Genomic DNA, 18,742 nt, shown 5'->3' on the forward strand with positions numbered 1-18,742 from the left:
ATCAATTTTAAATAATTGGAATGAAATCAAATATTAAATTTTGCCTTTATTTATTTGTTTTGGTTTTTTGTAATAAGGGATTTTCACAACAAAATGGGACTACAATTCACCTGTGGAAAGATGGCGCTCCCGGTTTTGAAAATCTTAAAAATGAACCTGAGCAGGCACAGGACTGGTGGGTCAGAAATATTCATAACCCATCCATAACAGCTTATTTTCCTGAGAAGCCAAATGGATTGGCAGTACTTATTTGTCCCGGAGGCGGGCATGAAAAGCTGGTTTTTAATTCGGAAGGAAAAGATGCTGCTGCGTTTTTAAACAGTATAGGAATTACAGCTTTTGTCCTGAAATACCGTTTAGCCAGAACAAAAGATTCTCCATATAAATTAGAAACCCACATTAAGCAGGACGCCGAAAGAGCGATGAGACTCATAAGAAGCAAGGCAGCAGAATATAAAATTGATGTCAACCGAATTGGTGCGATGGGATTTTCTGCTGGCGGGGAAGTGGTTGCGCTGATTGCCTATAATTCTAATAATGTTGTGAAAAACACTTCAGATGCAATAGATAAATTAGACGCACAACCCAATTTTCAAATATTAGTGTATCCCGGACCATTGTTTATTCCGAAAGAAATTAAGACCGATGCGCCACCCGCTTTTTTAGTGGCGGCAAATGATGATTCCTGTTGTTCAGGACCAATAGTGGAATTGCTCAACGGATACCGAAAAGCGAATGTTCCGGTAGAAATGCATTTATACTCTAAAGGCGGACATGCTTTTAATATGGGCAAAAGATCCAAAACAAACTCACTCAAAACCTGGTCACAGCGACTAGCAGATTGGTTTGAGGATAATAATTATTTTTTGAAATAAGGATTTTGAATTTTATTTGGAAGTTACAGTCAATTATCATCAGTTATAGAATAAAACAATTAACCCGGAATTACTCCAGGCTAATTTTTTAGATACATTTTAGTATTTGGTTGGGATATTAAAATTTAAAATGAGTACCCAAGTGTCAAGAGCCAATTTGATGGTGCTCCGGGGAACAACCGAATATAGTCATAACCGCCAACCCAATACGTTTTATTGGTTATATTGTTGGCATTCAACTGTATTTTAAACTTATTAATATTATAATACAAAGCAGCATTAAATAATGTGTAGCCTGGAATTGTTTGTGTTATGGTCTGACTTAAATTTCGGGTTGTTACAAAGTTAGATCCCATTGCGATTCCAAAATCTTTAAGTACACCATTGGTAAAATTGTAACGCGTCCAGATATTGCCCTGCTGAACGGGTGTGTTAGGCTTTTGTCTTCCAATTTCGGTTGCTTCCGGACTTTCTGTTATATACGCTTCATTATAAGAATAGGCTGCCGAGATGCTCCAGTTTCTTGTTATACTTCCGTTTACATCAATCTCAATACCTTTAGATTCTTCTTCTCCAATAGCCCGCATTAAATCCGGATTTGTAGTATCATTCGCCGGATACAAGGTGTTTTTCTGCTGAATTTTAAATAAAGCTACAGTTACGAAAAGCCTTTCCTTAAACCAGGAAGATTTTCCTCCAAATTCAACCATATTACTTTCTAAAGGATCAAAAGGACCTCCTGCATTTGGATTTGATAGCGAAGAAGCTAATTGCGGATTATATCCTTTAACATAAGTCCCATAAAGATTAATGTTTGGATTAAGTGTATAGGTCAAACCAAAACGCGGTAAAAAAGAATGCTGTTTTACTTTTTTCTCTGAATCTTTTTTATAATTCTCTTTATCGGTATACTCATCGTAACGAACTCCGATTAATGCCTGAAAAGCTCCAAATTTTACATGATCCTGAAAATATACCCCATACAAAGAGTAATAAGTAGGATCATAGGCGCGAACGGTATAAAAATATTTGCTCATGTCTTTTAATTGCTGAGATCCTGATGGATTTGTTAAGTCAAAATGTGCTACGTTTGGTACAGGATTTCCTTTAGAGTCTAATAAATAAGCACTTTTGTTATTAGGATTATATGTTGCGATAAATCCTGTGTTGGCAGCATTTCTGTATCCGGAAGCCTGCAGTTGAGAACCTCCCGGAGGAACATTTTCCTGTGCATAATCGTAACCGGCAATCAGATTATGATCGAAAATTCCGGTTTTAGCCTGATACTTTAAAAAAGCAGAAAGGTTATCGATATAACGTTTACGCTTACGTTGAAAAACCTGCATTTCAATTGCTGTTGAAATTGTGCTTCCATCACCTGCAGAGGCATATTTATTAGCACCTCGGTGTTCAAGCAGATCTTCGTTATAACCTGTGCGTATGTAGGAAGCTGAAAAAGATAAACGATCTGTAAATTGATGGTTTAGTGAAGTTGTTACGATGTAGGTTTCCTCATTTAAATAATCGTTTGTCGAATTCAAAGAGTTGGAAATCTTTGTCGAATACAAATTATCTTCATAGGTAGACTGACCACGATCAAGAATACTTTTTGATGACGTATAAATCAAATCAAAATTGACGCTTGTTTTATCATTAGGCAAAAAAGACAAAGATGGGGCTAACACGATATTTTTATCAAATTGTAAATCTCTAAAGGAATTAGCATTCTCATACCCAAGATTCAGACGGTATAAAAGAGACTTGTCTTCAGTAAGCGGACCAGTAAAATCGGCAAGGGCTCTTAACGTATTAAAACTACCTGTAGAGAAACTAACGCTGTTGGCCGCCTGATCTAAAGGTTTCTTTGTGACACGGTTTATAACTCCTCCCGGAGAAGCATTTCCAAATAAAGCTGAAGACGGACCTTTTAAAACTTCAACACGTTCTAAGTAATTGGCAAGCGGCTGTTTCCAAAAACCTGTTGAGGTTCGCATTCCGTTTAATAATTGTGTATTACTTCCTCCATTGATACGAAATCCTCTAATCGAAATATCATCGTAAAAAGTAAACTGGCTTACCCCGCTGAAATTTTTCACAATCTCGCCTACGCGAATGGTACCCTGATCTGCAATTAACTCTTTTGTAGCATAAGAAACTGCCTGAGGTAAATCTTTTAAGGCAATTTCAGTTTTGGCTCCAATAAAAGATTTGGTGTTTTTATAAGATTTCTCTTTTCGTCCTGTAATTTCCACTGCCTGCAATGTATTAATGTTTTTCTGTAATAATATAGAAACTTCTGCATTTTCATTTTCATGCAGCTCGATTGTTTTTTCTAAAGCAGAAAATCCCATTGCCGAAAAATAAACAGTATAAAATCCAGGGGATAGATTAGTAATTTCAAAATTACCTTTATCATCAGAAATGGCATTTTTTTTAGGACTTTTAATCGATATAGAAGCATAGGAAACAACTTCATTATTTTCGGAAATTATCTTTCCTGTAATTTTTGCATTTTGTGCCTGACTAATACCAAAAAAGGTAAGCAGCACTATTAAATAAGTAAACTTCATGGTGGTTATTTAAATTTTAGGCTGCAAAAATATAATAATTTAGACTAAATAAAAATAAAAAACAAATGATTTTTGAAATGTTGTTCTCCTAAGTTTAAATATTATTTTTATTAACAAAAACACGAGTGGCCTTGTAAAGACACTTTTGTTTTTAATTGACAGCGTTGCAAAAGTTGCCTCTTTCCTGTTAATTTAAGCTGGTACTAGTTACAAGCTAGTACTGGAAAGATGGGTAAAAGATAGCCAACTCCACTGAGGCTGTCCGAAAAGTAAGGACAGCCTCTTTTTATGTGTTAAATATTCAGATACCTATTGGAAACAATTTTCATATAAACGATTCTCAGAAAGGTAGCTCGACTTTTCGGACACTCTCTACTTACTTTTGTAAACTGAATAGAGCGTTTGTAACGCGGTTTTTTTAACAGATTTACGTTAAAGAAATTTTTACATAGCTCTTAAGTTCTAATATCCTTTTATCAAATATATTGATTTCAAGAATAGTATAAAAAAAACAGGAGTAACCTTGTTTCAAGACACTCCTGTTTTTAGTTAACCGCGTTGCAAACGCTACTTTTTTCTATTAATTTAAGTAGGTACTCGTTGAAAACGAGCACCAGAAACCGTTGGGTAAACGAGTGCCAGTTGGAATATATAAACCGAATACTTTAATAAAATGGTATATTAACTCTTTTACTTTTTTCCAGGATAATTTGTTCTGCCTAAATTTCCAATTATTTGCTCACTAAAATAGGCTTCCTTTTCAGGAGTCCAATTTATTTCTTTGTTTAATTTATCAAGATCTTTTTTATTTAAAGCTGGATTCCATTCTATAATAAGATTAACAGGGATTTCTCCTTTATTTAATTTATTTTTTATTTGAAAACCATCGTATATAAGAAAAGCGGTGCTACTAACTTTTGTAATGTTATTATCATCACCTGAATAAACAACAAACTTTATTGGTATATTAAAATCGTCAATTAAGACCTTAAATTTTTTACCAATATAGTATTCCTTTCTATCTATAATTTTGGTTTGCACGTATGCTAAAGTATCTCCATTAAAATCATTTAATGTTAGCTTTGAGATATTTTTATCATATTTTATCTCTTTGTTTTTTGTCTCTTTTTTACATGTACATGCTGTTAAGATTATTGCACATAAAATTAGTGTTATTTTTTTCATTTTTTTATATAAATTAATTTTTATAAGCAATCTACTCAACTGGTGCTCGTTTACAACGAGCGCCTACTTACTTTTGTAAACTAAATAGAGCGTTTGTAACGCGGTTTTTTTAACAGATTTACGTTAAAGAAATTTTTACATAGCTCTTAAGTTCTAATATCCTTTTATCAAATATATTGATTTCAAGAATAGTATAAAAAAAACAGGAGTGACCTTGTTTAAAGACACTCCTTTTTTAGTTAACCGCGTTGCAAACGCTACGTTTTGTATTTTCTAATTTAAGTAGGTACTCGTCACAGACGAGAACCAGTTGGATTTGTTTAATACAAAAAAGTTACACCTTTTTAAAGATGTAACTTTTCTTAAAAAAATTATTATTTCATTTCCTCAAACAGTAAACCTGTCAAACCATTGTCATGATAGATATGATAAAATTCGTCTTCCCTGTCTTTTGTATTGGCAAAACAGAATATATCAATATTAACAGTTTCGGGAATTTTAAAAATAGTAGATTCGTTAATTATTCTTTCTTTATGAAAAGCATATTCAAGTATTCGTCCTTTTGTACCATCTCCGTAATAATCCCAAACTGTATTTTCGTAGTCAAGCCCGTTCATGCATTCCAGAATATTCAAGATATATAGTTCAGGACCACGCTCAATCTGAATAGGGATAATCTCACCACTCATTTCAAAAACAGAACGGCAAAGTTCCAAGGTTTTTTGATCAAAAACTAAACAGCTACTATCTAAAAGATAAAAATTTTTAGGTTTTGTTTTGGGATTATGCACATAAAATAAAATGTCTTCCCAAATGTCTTTTTTTTGCTCACAATTAAAATTAAATCTATTTAAATCTATTTAAATCTATTTTTGAATGGTCAGTAGGTGTAATTAATTGGATATTATTACTATCGTGTCTCGCTTTAAATAATCTCATAGTTTTTTAATAAGGGAATGAATGTTCCGTTTAATAATTCGTCTGCAATTTTTTTTAATTCTGTTCTTACTTGCCCTGGAGGCTCCTTCGATTATATAACGTGCACCTACTTTTAAAGAAGTAATGACGTAAAAAATAACCAATACTTAATTTCAATCATTATAAAAAAAACTGTCCAAGTTTTATCTTGAACAGTAAAATAAAATTCAGTTAAATAATTAGAATATTTTATATTAGAAATTATTTCATCTCTTCAAACAGTAAACCTGTCAAACCATTGTCATGATAGATATGGTAAAATTCATCTTCTCTATCCTTAGTATCTGCAAAACAAAAAATATCAGTTTTGGCTGTCTCAGGAATTTTGAAAATAGTAGATTCATTGATAACTCTTTCTTTATGGAAAGCATATTGAAGTATTCTTCCTTTAGTGCCATCACTATAATAATCCCAAACTGTATTTTCATAATCTAATCCGTTCATACATTCTAAAATATTCAGGATATAGAGTTCAGGACCACGTTCGATTTGGATAGGGATAATCTCACCACTCATTTCAAAAACTGTGCGACAAAGTTCCAAGGTTTTTTCATCGAAAACTAAACAGCCTCCGGAAGTACTGTAGAAGTTTTTAGGTTTTGTTTTAGGATTATGTATATAGAATAAAATATCTTCCCATGTGTTTTTTTTTGGTTCACAGTCAAATCTAAATCTTTCAAGAGATATTTTTGAATGGTCAACAGGTTGCACGAGTTGGATGTTATTACTGTCTTTTTGTACTTTAAATAATTTCATAATTCTTTAATAAGGAAATGTCCCGTTTAATAATTCATCTGCAATTTTTTGTAATTCTTCTCTAACTTTTCCTGGTTGTGCAGCTTCCAGTCTTTCGAATACTTTTTCATAATAAAGGTTAGTATGTACATTAGCATGTGGTACTGCTTCATCAATAGCATATTTAGAACTGGATGGCAAAAATACCCCATTTGCCGCTTCATTAATGTCAATACCTTCTCTTTGTAATATTGCTCTGGCACTTGCAGCGTTAACGTTACTTGCTCCACCTGCCGTGATATGATGCGCATGACTATTAATAGGCCTGTTTTTTCCAAATGAAATTAAGTTTTCGCCCAACGTTGTTCCTGATGGCACTCTTCCAAGTTTTTGAGCACTTAGTTTCCAGACTGCCTCGGTTTCTGCTGCTATTCTGGCGGCTAATGCCGCAACCTCATCAGCTCCTTTGGCTATTGGTACTGCAACACCATCTACGATTTTTATAACCAGTCTACTTCCCGTTGCCGCTTGTCCACCAATAGGGATGATAGCTAATGCGCTTATTGAGGCGTTCAATAAATCTCCTCTAACAAGGTAAATTCCTCCGTTTACCAAATCGGGAATTTCGCCTATTACTGGTATAAGCCCAATAACATCTAATCCCGTTTGAAATAAATTAAGGGCTGCAGTAGATTTTAACTTAAATTCACTCCAGCCGGGGTTTTCTAGTCTTAACCTCTCTAGTTCGTAATAATAATATTGTATAATTCGGGGAATAATAATTGCAGCTGCGGTTACTGAGATATCAGCATTTCCTGCTATCAATGCCAAAGCAATATTATTTATAAAAGCATCTTCTTTATTGACTGAAGCAGTATAAGCTTTTAGTATTTTTAAACCAACTACAGGGTTTAACTGAACAAATTTATAAAACTCAAAATGATACTTTTCATCAGCAGCTGACATAAGATAAGCTAAATCCCGGACTTCTTTAATTGGAACACGAAGAGCGATTTTGCCATTAATTCCATACAGTATGCAAATATCTGCGTAACCACTACCATAGCCTTCGCTTCCACAAAAATCAATTATATAACCATAGTGCCCTGGCCTATGATATTCTACATATGCAGACCCACCACGAAGAGGAGGCAAGTAATTTACACCGACACCTATATAATTGTTGTTTTCATCACAATACCAACATCCAGGGGTTACTATCGGTGCAGGTACTGGAGTAGTTATAGGCGTTTGTACGTCAATAGGATCATCATCATCAGTACACAGCAAACAATAATTACCTGTATTGCTAATTAAGTGACTGTATTGCAGGTAAATATCAGGAGTATTGTCTACGTCTGTATAGCTATTTGTAATAGGAAGTTCGGGTAAAAAAACGGTATCATTAACGATAGGATTACCGTAGGAATCTTCATTATAATCCTGACCATAACTTTGGTGCCCAATGAGCATGTATAAGAACGTAAGGACCAATATAATATATTTATTTTTCATATTTCTTATTTTTTGATTAGAATAGAAGTCTTTACCTCGTTTCCGTAATTAATACGCAGTATATAATTACCTGATGGTGCGTTAAGAACTATTTGTTTAATTTGCGGTCCTTTTTCTAAATTATTCCATTGTGTGGTATAGAGCAAACGACCTGTCAAACTGTGAATGCTGGCAGTGACATCTGCATTTTTAGCCAAATTAAAGCCCAATTCAAAACTGTTGGTAAATGGGTTTGGATACACAACAACTTTAGAGACTATTTCCAATTCTTCAGTAGTGTTTTTGGCTTGTTTTCTCTCTAAAATGAGGAAAATAGGTTTTTCGTTCTCCTTTTCTTTTACATTATATAAATTCAGATTGCCCACCAAAAAAAGTGATTCCGGGGTTTCAAGAAGCTGCAATTTGGCTTCTTTAAATTCATACGTCGTCGGAATATTTTTGTGAAAATGATCAATACGATCAATCTTAGAATCCTGAAAAGTAATAGCGTTTTCCTGAATTAATGCGGTAAAAGAAGTGTTATCCCCGTCTTCTTCTTTCCATTCTCCAGAAATTTTATTACCTGTTTGTTTTAAATCTATTTGTAGTGATGTTTTACTAATGATATTTTGACCACTCCAGTCATATCGTAATAATTGTCCAGTATAATTCCCTGATATGTTTGTCTCAATTGGTGTTTGTTTTACTTTTTTAAAGCTTTCAGGAACCTCAGATTCAGTAATAGTAATTACTTCCGAAATAGGTATAGAAATAGTTTTTGACTTGCTTGGATTGATGTTTTCAGCCTCTGGATTAGCAAGTTCAATATCTGCAGGTTTAAAGCCTCTTGCTGCAGATTTGTTAAGCCAGTATGTAGCCTTATCAGAGTCTATACTTGTCCCATAACCGTTTCGATAACATAGTCCGAGCATATACATAGCAGCTGGATTATTTTTTTGCGATCCTAACTCAAATTGCTTAATAGCTTTGTCATAATCTTGTGTACAACCTAATCCTTTGTAGTACATATAGCCTAATGAATAATTACAACCAGAATTTCCTTTTTCTGCTCCTTCTTTAAAAATGTTCAAAGCCTGAAGATAGTCCTGAGGAACATTCTCCCCTTTCATTAAAATTGTTCCCAATTTTTGCCAGGCGTAGTCATATCCTGATGTTGCAGCTTTCTTAAAACAGTCTATAGCTTTAGTAATATCTCCTTTAACACTGACTCCTTCTTTGTACAGAAGACCTAAGTTGAACCAGGCTTGAGCATAGCCTGCCTCGGCAGCTTTTTCAAGCCAGAGAATACCTTTTTCTTCGTTGGCAACTAATGTAATGCCTTTAATATAAATTAATCCCAGGGCATTCATAGCTTCTGGGTTGCCCTTCTCAGCAAGAAGGTTGTAGCTTTTTAAAGCCTCCTCAGGATTATAATAAGGACTACCTTTCTGCAGTTGTAAGTTAGCAGTTAAAAGGATCTTTTTTTCGGCGGGAATTTGCTGCGCATGGCACAAAGAATTCCCTAGCAGCAATAGTATTATTGCTGCTCTCTGGATGGTTTTACTCATTTTTATTATGTATTGGGTTGATTAATTACAAACAGGGAGTGTTTACTTATAAAAAATGCAATTTGGTATTAACAGCACTGGCTGAAATAAAAACTACCATGCCAATGCATTTTTGGCATTTTCACTTTTAGCTTTGCTTCTTTTGATGTTATCCATTTGCACTAGTAATTCAGGTTTTTTTTGTTCGGCATCACGTACCAGAAAACGGGTTTCAGAAGTTTTCCAGCTCTTGTTTTTTTCTAATGCAATTAATAAATTCAGGTGATAAATTGTAAGTTCAGGCATTACTTTTTGTTTGTCTGCATTTTTAGTCAGTCCTTCTGATTCTAATGCTACCCAGCTTTGATTTGCTTTGTTAAACGCTTCGTTTTTATGTTTCAAAGAGAACCATTTAGCAAATTGTTCAGGGGTTATAATTTTGGTTATATTGTCCAATTCTGAAGGTAATGGTTTGGAAGCCGCAAAATTTCCATTTAAATCATTTTCCTTATTCTCAATTATAATGTTTTCAAATGCCAGATACTTTAAAAGCAGGAGGTCTATTTGTTCCTGGCTGAGGTTGAGTTCTTTTTCAAATTTAACCACAGATGCGTATTTGTTATTGGCATGTTTTTGGTCAGAAAGGATTTTGGAACGGATTAGCAATGGGGGTTCCATCATTGTTGCTTTCAGGCTCAGGAAATCCTGCTTCTTTTTTTCATATAGTTCTGCTTTTTTATCCAGAAAGGCATTTTTAGCAAAATGAAAATTAAGGAGTTGCTGATATTCTTCTTTTTCTTTTCCCGGAGTATTTATTTTTAAGCTTAAAATTATCTCCCAATCTGCTTTAGCTTCAGAAATCGACAGGTCTTTGTAGGTGAATTTTATTAGTTCTGAATACTGTTTTTGATCTAAAATTTTTGATAGCTTAAGATTATAAAACTGAATTGTTTCTTTTGTTGATTTTTGAGAAGTAGTGCTGAGAGAATCCTTAATTTGACGGATTTTACTTAGCTGACCCATTTGTAATTTTAGATTTGGAGCTACTATTAAAGCCGCCAAAAAACGATTGTCCTTATCCATTTCATATGCATACTGTTCCATCTCTTCGACAGACAATAAGCTTTTTAAAAAGGTCTCGTCAATACTGTAATAACTTTTCAGCTGATTTGAAGGTGTTCCAGAAGCCAAAGCCAAATTAACGATGCTGTCTGTCTTCATGAAATTTTGTGCAATTTTAATTTGCTTTTCTTCGCTCAGATTGAATTTAGAGACCACGTCATCTATTTTATAAACAATATGGGCAGGATAGCGTTTGCTAACGTTTAGGCTAACCTGTGACTGGCCGAAAGCAGGCAGGAATAGCAGGCTTAAGAGTAGTTTTCTCATGAATGTTTTCATTTTTAATTATTTAAAATTGATATTGTAATTGATATTGTAATTGATATTGTAATTGATATTGTAATTGATATTGTAATTGATATTGTAATTGATATTTTTTAAAACCAAAAGCGTTCTCCATTCTCTTGTATAATAAAAGGACGTTCCAGTCCTCTGGAATCACTGGCGAGAAAGAGAAACAAAGCATTTTTAGGAGCTTTTTCAAATTTCATTTCGGTTATAGGGCTGGTTATTGTTTGTTTTCCCAGTGTTTTCCAGCTGTTGTCCCAATACATGAGCTGGTAGGTAATCCCCAATTTAAATTTCAGGCATTTTTCTTTTTCTGCTATTACAACCTCGCTGGTTTGTGTAAGGTCAGGCTGCAGTACCTTTGTGGTAGTATTGCCTATAACAACCGGAGCACCCGCAGGTGTTAATTTGCCGTTGTTATAATATTGAGGGATAATGACTGTTTGTTTACACAGTTTTGTAAAAACAGTTGCATTTTTATCTGTTTTTCCCCACCAGAAAGGTCTCCATGCCAATCCATTGAAAGTGGTTGCGTATACAATTTTAGGTTGGGTTGCTGTCGGATACAAAGGACATTTTACAGTAGTGGTTTCCCAGAAATCATTGGTTACATCAATGTAATTTTGCTGTTGCAGGAAGCCTTTTGGGATATTGTTTATATCTTCGAAACTGGCTAATGTTTCCGGATTTTTAGAATAAGTCAGGCGTATTACTTTAGCAGGTTCCCTTGCCAGATTCTGGCGAAAATCTTTTGTTCCGTAATCACAATTAAGCATTTGTTTGTTTTCATCAAAAAATGTATTGGTATAGTGGCCTTCTGTTGCTGTTGCCCAAAACGGAATCATATTGACAGCTGCTGCGATGCCTTGTGAGCGCATGGTAAACACATTCATACTGGCAATATCGGAGCAGGGACCCTGTTTACGGAAAAGTAATTGAAGGCTGCCGAGTCTTGGCAAAGGTTCGCTGCGTTTTTCTTTCCAGTTGTTAACAAACCAACTGTCCTGATCATCTTTGACGTACGGTAAGGCAGCTTGAAAACCTTTTCCATTGATTTGATCATTTATCCAATTAAATTTGTCAGCATAAGTACTGCGCCAGTCTTGCACTGGTTCAACGCTTACTCTGTATGGCAATATGTACTCGCAAAAATCATCAAATGAAGTTGTTTTTATAGATGATGTACGCCATGAAGCAAAAGCCTTCTCTAAATTCTGAATGAGGTAATCGCCTTTGATGGTTTCCATATCTTTGTAAATAACAGGTTTGGTTTTTAGTCCCGGGTTCTGCTGCTTAATAGTTTCGAAAGCTGCTTTTGCCTGTTCAAGGTCAGGATAGTCCAGTTCATGATAGGCTATTTTTTTATTGGCAGCATCTTCCCAGTAATAATCAGCAGAAGAATGGATATCCATATTGGCAATCAAAAACTGCATGGCTTTTATCTTTAGGGAATCTCCGGTTTTGCTACAATACAGCAATGCTTTTTCAAGTTCGGGTCTGTTGATTCCGGCTTTTTTCAGGTTCGTTTCTACAGCTGTAGGATATTGTGCCTGGGTGAAAAAAGGGATCAGAAAGAATACCGTTTTTAGGATATGGGCATACCATAAAGCCATACTGTGGTATTTATCTGTTTCTCCGGATTTTAGATTATGCATAATATTAAATTTGGATTTTGTAGTTTTTTCAGTTTTCTGTGTGGTTGAGTTGATAATTTTGCTTTTCCACATTCTGTAGTAAAATCAGACATATTTTTTTGTATTGATTTACTTTTTCAGAAGGTATTTTGGGTTGGAGCTGAATGATCTCATGGGCTAAAGCAATTGCTTTATCAGTTTCCTTGTTTTTTAAATAGGCTTTTAGGAGTCTCATTCGATATGAGAATTTTATGGGGTACAAGGCAGTAAGTATTTCGTATTGCTGAACGGCCTGTGGATATTGCTTTAATTTTTCATGGCAAATACCGGTTCCCAGATAAATATCCGGCAGCGAGCTTAATGCCTGTGCTTTTTGAAAACAGTTTAAAGCTTTTCGATATGACTGTTTCTCAAAATAAATAGCACCATAGTTTTTCCAATAATTAGGATCTTTTTTTAGCCATTTTTCTAAATAAGGCATGGTTTTTAAAGCTCTTTCGTTTTGACCAGTTTCCTTCAATATTCTGGATTTTTTATTTTGCATGTCTGCCTGGGCCATTCCAAAAATGAGATACGAGAGATAAAAACTGATGATAAGAATTCCGATTATTGAAAGGTTAGAAAATGTCTTGCTTTTTTCAATGACAGAAAGAATCCTGAAAAATTGCGATCTGTCCAGAGCGCTGCAAATAATTGCGGAATATAGTATACACAAACACATTACAGGCACAATCTGCATGGTCGAATTGACCATTGACATTACTGTAAATGATGCTATTCCGGCAAAGGCTAAATTGAAAATACGGTTGCTCTGCAAATCAATTTCAGGATTCAGATCATTTAGATTTGTATTATTTTTTTGTTTTATGCTAAAAAACAGTGAACCAAAAAACAGGGAAATTATTACCAGACCAATGCTTCCCCCTTCAACAGCATTTTGAAGTATTTCATTATGAGGCATGATAACAGGTCCTGCATTAGATAGTTCTTCAGTAGTTGCTTTTCCTTTTTGAATGTAGCTCGCCTGATATAAATTGTATTCTTTCTCAAAATAACCGTAGCCATAACCCGTTAATGGTTTTTCTGCTGCCATCATTGCCGCTATTTTCCATATTAATTTTCGCCCATCGGCAGAATCTTTCTTTGCATTATACAATCGGGAACTCAAAGCAAAACCTATCATCAAGGCAATAATAAATACGGCTTTTACTGTTGTGCTGTTTTTTTTGTTTTTTATCCAGTCTGTTAGTTTGTATTCTAAACTATAGAAAACAAGTACAGATAAAATAGTTCCAATAAAAGCTGTTCGACATTTAAGAAGCAACATTGCAGTAAGTATTGATAAAAAACCTGCTACGATTAATTTTCTGTATCTGGTTTGAAACAAATGCAGAAAAACCGGTACTGTAAGTGCTAAAAATATAGCCGTAACATTTGGGTTATTCCAGCTGCCTGTAACAGTAAAAAATTTGTTTTCGCTTTTAGATAAACCAAAGAACTGCAAAATACAAATCAAAGATTCTATTGTAGCAATTCCGGCGACTCCTGCTAAAAATGGCCTGAATTTGAAGCCACGACTTTTAAAAATAGCCATTGCCCTGATAAGTAAAAAATAAAGTGAAATGCTGTAAATAGTAAAAACCAATGTCGCCCGATGCATTAGATAATTGCTTAAGACATACAGGCACCATACGCCAAATAAAATTACAGGGAGGTTCGATTTAAATTCTTTGCTATGGGGTAACAGAAAAAACGAGATAACTGTAAAGAGAAAAACAGTTATGCAAAACCCGTAATAAGTAGCAGCTGTTGTAGTATAAAAAGCAATCGCTGTTTAAAAGCGTTACAATAATAATGGTAACAAGTAACAGAATCTTTAACAGATTGCTGAAATAGTAGTTTAATTTCAATTTTTTTAACTTTATAAATGATGGGGGTGTAAAAATATAGTTAAAAAAATTAACAGGTAATACCTGAATTTGGTGATATTTTTGTTTTTAATTAGTTATGTTAATACTTAAACTATTATGTCACGAATTTTTATTGTTTATTAAAATAATGTATAAGTGAAGCAGATATTATTACTGATTTTTATAATATAAATTCCTACTGAAATTTGGTACTATAAAAAAGAGGAAACCATACATCTGTACAGTTTCCTCTTTTTGGATTATATTCAAAAACTTATTTAGTAATTTCCCTAAAAACAGCTTCCAGATTTTTGTTTTTCTGATTCAATTGTAAAGTTTTTAATCCGTTATCGTGTGCAAAATCGAAAACAGCCGGGCGCATGTCTTTATCAGCCAGAAAGGTTAATTCCCACAAACAATCATGTATGTTAGCGTATGATTTTAAATGCGGGATTGCAGCAATTAACTGTTCTTCAATTTTATAATCAAATTCAACTTCGATTACCTGCTCTTTGTCTGCAGAAATTAAATTGTCCAGTTTTTTATCTGCTACAATTTTTCCTTTGTCAATAATGATCACGCGGTCACAAATTGCTTCTACTTCCTGCATGATGTGAGTTGACAGAAATACGGTTTTGTCCTTGCCTACATTTTTGATGACATTTCGAATTTCAATCAATTGATTCGGATCTAAACCTGTAGTGGGTTCGTCCAGAATCAACACATCAGGATTGTGTAATAGGGCATTAGCAAGTCCTACACGCTGGCGGTATCCTTTTGATAATTGACTGATTTTTTTATGGCTCTCCGGTGATAGTCCTGTGAGTTGAATCACTTCTTCGATTCTGGATTTACTCACTTTATAGACATCGGCATTAAAAGCCAAATATTCACGAACATATAAATCTAAATATAGAGGATTATGTTCTGGTAAATAGCCAATAGAACGCTGAACCTCTTTTGTGTTTGCCAAAACATCCTGGCCATTTACTAAAGCTGAGCCATCATCTGCAAGTAAATAAGTGGTCAAAATCTTCATTAAAGTAGATTTTCCGGCACCATTTGGACCAAGAAATCCAACTATTTCCCCTTTTTGAATCGAGAATGAAATAGCATCTAATGCTTTTTGAGTTCCGTAACTTTTTGATATGTTGTTTACTTCTATCGACATGACTTTTTATTTACTGCAAAAATAAACAGAAATAGTATCGGTTGCTAAATTTTGTTCTGTATTGAACTTAATTAAATTGAAAATTTCAAAGGTTGTCCTTAAAAGAGCAGATAAAATAATGGAAACGAAAGCCTGTGATTTAGCCCCGATAGGAACGGCATCCTTTTTCTGGCTCCTTTAGCCGGGAAAAGATATAGTGAATAGCGGGACAGGTTTTGTAGTAATGAAGATGTCTCTGCTTCAAAAAAATGCCAACAAAGTGAAGCCGGAACGAATCATAACTACAAGAGTCCGACTTCAGCTGTTGATAATAAAAAACAAGAAATTATTTAAAAGGCATTATAAACTTACAGGATATTCGATTGCGGCTCTCATTTCCTGAGCGGCAGAGACTATTTCGATTAAGGCTTTTTTGGTTTCATCCCGATGGCGTGTTTTCAAACCGCAATCCGGATTACCCCATAACTAATCTACGGGAATTACCGCTGAAGCTTTCTCTAGCAATTTCACCATTTCTTCGCTTTTTAAAAGAACACGCAAAAAATGTGGGAAGTAATTTTGTAAAACATATTGTAGCGCTTCCTGAAATTATAGAATGTTATAATATTGCCAGTGATTATGATTTTATGCTGAAGATTATGGTACAGGATATGGCTAGTTATCAGTGTTTTGTCATGAATAAATTGTCGACGATAGAAAATATCGGAAATACGAGTAGGATTTTTGTAATGGGCGAAATCAAACATAGCACGGCATTAGAATTTTAATCATAATAAGTCCTAAAATAAAATGTATTTTTGAAGTTTAGATCAGCAATCTAAAATCATTAATCTACAATCTGAAATCATAATGAACTGGGAACAACTTTTATCTCTTAAAAAACAAGGTGACACAAATAAAAGATTACGTATAGAACAAGATGATACGCGCTTAGGTTTTGAGGTCGATTATGACCGAATCATCTTTTCGTCTGCATTTCGGTCTCTGCAGGATAAAACACAGGTAATTCCGCTTTCTAAAACAGATTTTGTGCATACTCGTTTAACGCATAGTCTCGAAGTTTCGGTTGTTGGACGTTCGCTTGGACGTTTGGTGGGTAAGAAAATCATCGAAAAATATCCTTATTTAAAAGAAGTTCACGGTTATCATATGAATGATTTTGGTGCGATTGTGGCAGCCGCTTCGTTGGCCCATGATATTGGGAATCCGCCATTTGGACATTCTGGTGAAAAAGCTATTGGAGAATATTTCTCAAGTGGAAAAGGATTAAAATATAAGGATAAACTTACTGCAAAACAGTGGCAGGACCTGATTGATTTTGAGGGAAATGCCAATGGATTTTCAGTGCTTACGGCGAGCCGTCCCGGAATAGAAGGAGGACTAAGAATTTCGTATGCTACTTTAGGCGCTTTTATGAAATATCCAAAAGAAAGCCTTCCAAAAAAACCGACTAATAATATTGCCGATAAAAAATACGGTTTCTTTCAGGCGGATAAGTTATTCTTTCAGGAAGTTGCGGAAGATATGGGTTTGATTTCGAACAAAGAAGAGGGAGATATTGGTTTTGAAAGACATCCTTTAGCCTATCTGGTTGAAGCGGCAGACGATATCTGTTATACCATAATCGATTTTGAAGACGGCATAAATTTAGGTTTGGTTTCTGAAGATTATGCTTTAGAATACCTCATCAAACTGGTAAAGGATAATATTGGCGTTGATAAATACAATTTATTAGAAACTAAAGAAGACCGAATCAGTTATCTTCGTGCTTTGGCAATTGGAGCTTTGATTAATGATGCTGTAGAAGTTTTTATTGAAAACGAAGAAGCAATTCTGGCCGGAAATTTCCCTTTTGCCTTAACAGATAAAAGCAAATATAAGGCACAGATGAATGATATTATCAAACTAAGTATCGATAAAATCTACCAAAGCCGTGAAGTAATTGAAAAAGAAATTGTCGGTTATCAAATAATCCAGACTTTGCTGGATAAATTTATCACCGCTTTTAATAACAAATATGAAGGAACTGCTTCAAATTACGATAAATTAATCCTGAAGATGCTTCCTGAAAAACATCATTTGGAAAAAGGTAATTTGTATGAGCGTCTGCTTCATATTTGTCATTACGTTTCCCTTTTAACGGATGGAAATGCGTTAGAATTATATGAAATGATTAATGGCAGAAAAAAAAGTTAATCCAATTAAAAAGCATATACAAGGCCAACACCCAGAACTTGTCTTAATTGCATTCTTGGTCCATCATCAATTTGTGATTTTGAACCTGATACAGGATCAACAACATCTTTTTTAGTTTTAATATCGTCATCATAAACGAGATGAACGCCGATATTGGCTTTTACATAAGCATTAACCACAAGGTCTAAACGTGTATCATAATCGATATCGACATTTCCAAAGCGGTTTAAATAATCAGTATATAAAGTCAGTCTGTTTTCGTAAAAAACATTTTTGTAAATCTCGCTTTTCATGTAGCCTGTAAATAAGATACCGAACTCAGCTTTTACTTTCTGGCCTTCTTCAATTAAAATTTGGTTATTAGGGTCAAGAGGGTCGGTAGCATAAACCGCTTTTTTAACACCAAAAGCTCCCTGATCTGCTAAATCCTGATCTAATACTAAAGTGGTTTTTAACGTGATTGGAGAGAAATAAAAGGTCCTGTTCTTTTTCTTGTCTGAATTTTCTGCTCCGGCCCCCAGAAAGATATAAGCGGGAGCAAAAGGTTTAGAGATTGCTACATCCCTGTTTGGATATCGGTAACCGTTGGTAAACTGAGTATTGAAATTGAATTTTGCAGAATAAAACCAATTAGAGAGAGTATCTTTTCTAAAACCATAAGTGGAGTTAAACTGGATAGCATCATCTGTTTTTCTTAGTTCGGTACCATCTTGTTTATTCATTCCGTATTTCACTATGAGTTCATTAAACCATTTATGATTGTCTTTAGTGTAGGTTCTGGTAAATTCGCCTTTAAACAATCCTGAAATCGAACTGGTTCCCCCTGCACTCCAGTTAACAAAGGCAATTTCTGAAATATCAAAACCAAGTTTGTTTTTTTTAGCCCAGTTAGAAGGAGGTGGGGCTATCTGCCCAGGATCTAATGTCGTTCTGATAATTTGAGAAAAACTGTTTGTTGTAAATAAAATAATGAATAAAAAAAGGGTAGAGCGGAGTAATTTCATTAGGTTTAACTTTTGATTTCTTTTCGGCTGTGC

14 protein-coding genes and 1 pseudogene are annotated in these 18,742 nt (G+C 34.4%); 3 read left to right on the forward strand and 12 right to left on the reverse strand.

The window, feature by feature from the left end; translation table 11 throughout:
- The first annotated feature begins 20 nt into the window (after positions 1-20).
- Positions 21-875, forward strand: a complete 855-nt coding sequence (locus OZP09_RS15150) for an alpha/beta hydrolase (protein WP_281309608.1) — start codon at positions 21-23, stop codon at positions 873-875.
- Positions 876-1,000: 125 nt separating this feature from the next.
- Here the strand turns inward: OZP09_RS15150 and OZP09_RS15155 are convergent, their stop codons facing one another.
- From OZP09_RS15155 to OZP09_RS15205, 11 genes and pseudogenes are all read right to left on the reverse strand, one after another.
- Positions 1,001-3,445: a TonB-dependent receptor gene (locus tag OZP09_RS15155; protein ID WP_269234567.1), complete on the reverse strand. Its 2,445-nt coding sequence runs from the start codon at positions 3,443-3,445 to the stop codon at positions 1,001-1,003.
- A 690-nt stretch (positions 3,446-4,135) separates the two neighbouring features.
- Complete coding sequence (locus OZP09_RS15160) at positions 4,136-4,630, reverse strand: hypothetical protein (protein WP_269234568.1); 495 nt, start codon at positions 4,628-4,630, stop codon at positions 4,136-4,138.
- A gap of 374 nt (positions 4,631-5,004) precedes the next feature.
- Entirely contained in the window at positions 5,005-5,346 is a 342-nt protein-coding gene (locus tag OZP09_RS15165; protein ID WP_269234569.1) for a hypothetical protein, read from the reverse strand.
- 463 nt (positions 5,347-5,809) lie between these two features.
- Positions 5,810-6,364, reverse strand: coding sequence for a hypothetical protein (locus OZP09_RS15170; protein ID WP_281309609.1), 555 nt, complete (start codon positions 6,362-6,364; stop codon positions 5,810-5,812).
- A gap of 6 nt (positions 6,365-6,370) precedes the next feature.
- On the reverse strand, positions 6,371-7,816 hold the full coding sequence (locus OZP09_RS15175; RefSeq protein WP_281309610.1) for an AHH domain-containing protein: 1,446 nt from the start codon (positions 7,814-7,816) through the stop codon (positions 6,371-6,373).
- 47 nt (positions 7,817-7,863) lie between these two features.
- Complete coding sequence (locus OZP09_RS15180) at positions 7,864-9,405, reverse strand: T9SS type A sorting domain-containing protein (protein WP_281309611.1); 1,542 nt, start codon at positions 9,403-9,405, stop codon at positions 7,864-7,866.
- A gap of 93 nt (positions 9,406-9,498) precedes the next feature.
- Positions 9,499-10,773 carry a hypothetical protein gene (locus tag OZP09_RS15185; protein ID WP_281309612.1) on the reverse strand — a complete coding sequence of 425 codons (1,275 nt, stop codon included), beginning with the start codon at positions 10,771-10,773 and terminating at the stop codon, positions 9,499-9,501.
- A 110-nt stretch (positions 10,774-10,883) separates the two neighbouring features.
- Positions 10,884-12,449, reverse strand: a complete 1,566-nt coding sequence (locus OZP09_RS15190; protein ID WP_281309613.1) for a hypothetical protein — start codon at positions 12,447-12,449, stop codon at positions 10,884-10,886.
- Positions 12,450-12,477: 28 nt separating this feature from the next.
- Entirely contained in the window at positions 12,478-14,022 is a 1,545-nt protein-coding gene (locus tag OZP09_RS15195) for an O-antigen ligase family protein (RefSeq protein WP_281309614.1), read from the reverse strand.
- Between the two features lie 590 nt (positions 14,023-14,612).
- Positions 14,613-15,509: a gliding motility-associated ABC transporter ATP-binding subunit GldA gene (gene gldA / locus OZP09_RS15200; protein ID WP_269234582.1), complete on the reverse strand. Its 897-nt coding sequence runs from the start codon at positions 15,507-15,509 to the stop codon at positions 14,613-14,615.
- Positions 15,510-15,848: 339 nt separating this feature from the next.
- A pseudogene (locus OZP09_RS15205) lies at positions 15,849-16,031 on the reverse strand (hypothetical protein); the annotation flags it as partial.
- A 23-nt stretch (positions 16,032-16,054) separates the two neighbouring features.
- On the opposite strand from OZP09_RS15205, the gene OZP09_RS15210 reads away from it, so the two are divergent.
- A complete protein-coding gene (locus OZP09_RS15210) occupies positions 16,055-16,276 on the forward strand; it encodes an Lrp/AsnC ligand binding domain-containing protein (protein ID WP_269234584.1) in 222 nt (73 codons plus the stop codon).
- 82 nt (positions 16,277-16,358) lie between these two features.
- Positions 16,359-17,705, forward strand: coding sequence for a deoxyguanosinetriphosphate triphosphohydrolase (locus OZP09_RS15215; protein WP_281309615.1), 1,347 nt, complete (start codon positions 16,359-16,361; stop codon positions 17,703-17,705).
- A gap of 5 nt (positions 17,706-17,710) precedes the next feature.
- Here the strand turns inward: OZP09_RS15215 and OZP09_RS15220 are convergent, their stop codons facing one another.
- Positions 17,711-18,709, reverse strand: a complete 999-nt coding sequence (locus OZP09_RS15220; protein WP_269234588.1) for a DUF3078 domain-containing protein — start codon at positions 18,707-18,709, stop codon at positions 17,711-17,713.
- Positions 18,710-18,742 lie beyond the last annotated feature (33 nt).

Source organism: Flavobacterium flavigenum (genome assembly GCF_027111255.2).
GTDB classification, from domain to species: Bacteria; Bacteroidota; Bacteroidia; order Flavobacteriales; family Flavobacteriaceae; genus Flavobacterium; species Flavobacterium flavigenum.

Excerpts from the sequence above, each read along its gene's own strand:
- OZP09_RS15215 (WP_281309615.1), top strand. The coding sequence starts at position 16,359 with ATGAACTGGGAACAACTTTTATCTCTTAAAAAACAAGGTGACACAAAT.
- gldA (WP_269234582.1), bottom strand. The coding sequence starts at position 15,509 with ATGTCGATAGAAGTAAACAACATATCAAAAAGTTACGGAACTCAAAAA.
- OZP09_RS15195 (WP_281309614.1), bottom strand. The coding sequence starts at position 14,022 with ATGGCTATTTTTAAAAGTCGTGGCTTCAAATTCAGGCCATTTTTAGCA.
- OZP09_RS15190 (WP_281309613.1), bottom strand. The coding sequence starts at position 12,449 with ATGCATAATCTAAAATCCGGAGAAACAGATAAATACCACAGTATGGCT.
- OZP09_RS15185 (WP_281309612.1), bottom strand. The coding sequence starts at position 10,773 with ATGAGAAAACTACTCTTAAGCCTGCTATTCCTGCCTGCTTTCGGCCAG.
- OZP09_RS15155 (WP_269234567.1), bottom strand. The coding sequence starts at position 3,445 with ATGAAGTTTACTTATTTAATAGTGCTGCTTACCTTTTTTGGTATTAGT.
- OZP09_RS15170 (WP_281309609.1), bottom strand. The coding sequence starts at position 6,364 with ATGAAATTATTTAAAGTACAAAAAGACAGTAATAACATCCAACTCGTG.
- OZP09_RS15175 (WP_281309610.1), bottom strand. The coding sequence starts at position 7,816 with ATGCTCATTGGGCACCAAAGTTATGGTCAGGATTATAATGAAGATTCC.
- OZP09_RS15150 (WP_281309608.1), top strand. The coding sequence starts at position 21 with ATGAAATCAAATATTAAATTTTGCCTTTATTTATTTGTTTTGGTTTTT.
- OZP09_RS15220 (WP_269234588.1), bottom strand. The coding sequence starts at position 18,709 with ATGAAATTACTCCGCTCTACCCTTTTTTTATTCATTATTTTATTTACA.
- OZP09_RS15160 (WP_269234568.1), bottom strand. The coding sequence starts at position 4,630 with ATGAAAAAAATAACACTAATTTTATGTGCAATAATCTTAACAGCATGT.
- OZP09_RS15180 (WP_281309611.1), bottom strand. The coding sequence starts at position 9,405 with ATGAGTAAAACCATCCAGAGAGCAGCAATAATACTATTGCTGCTAGGG.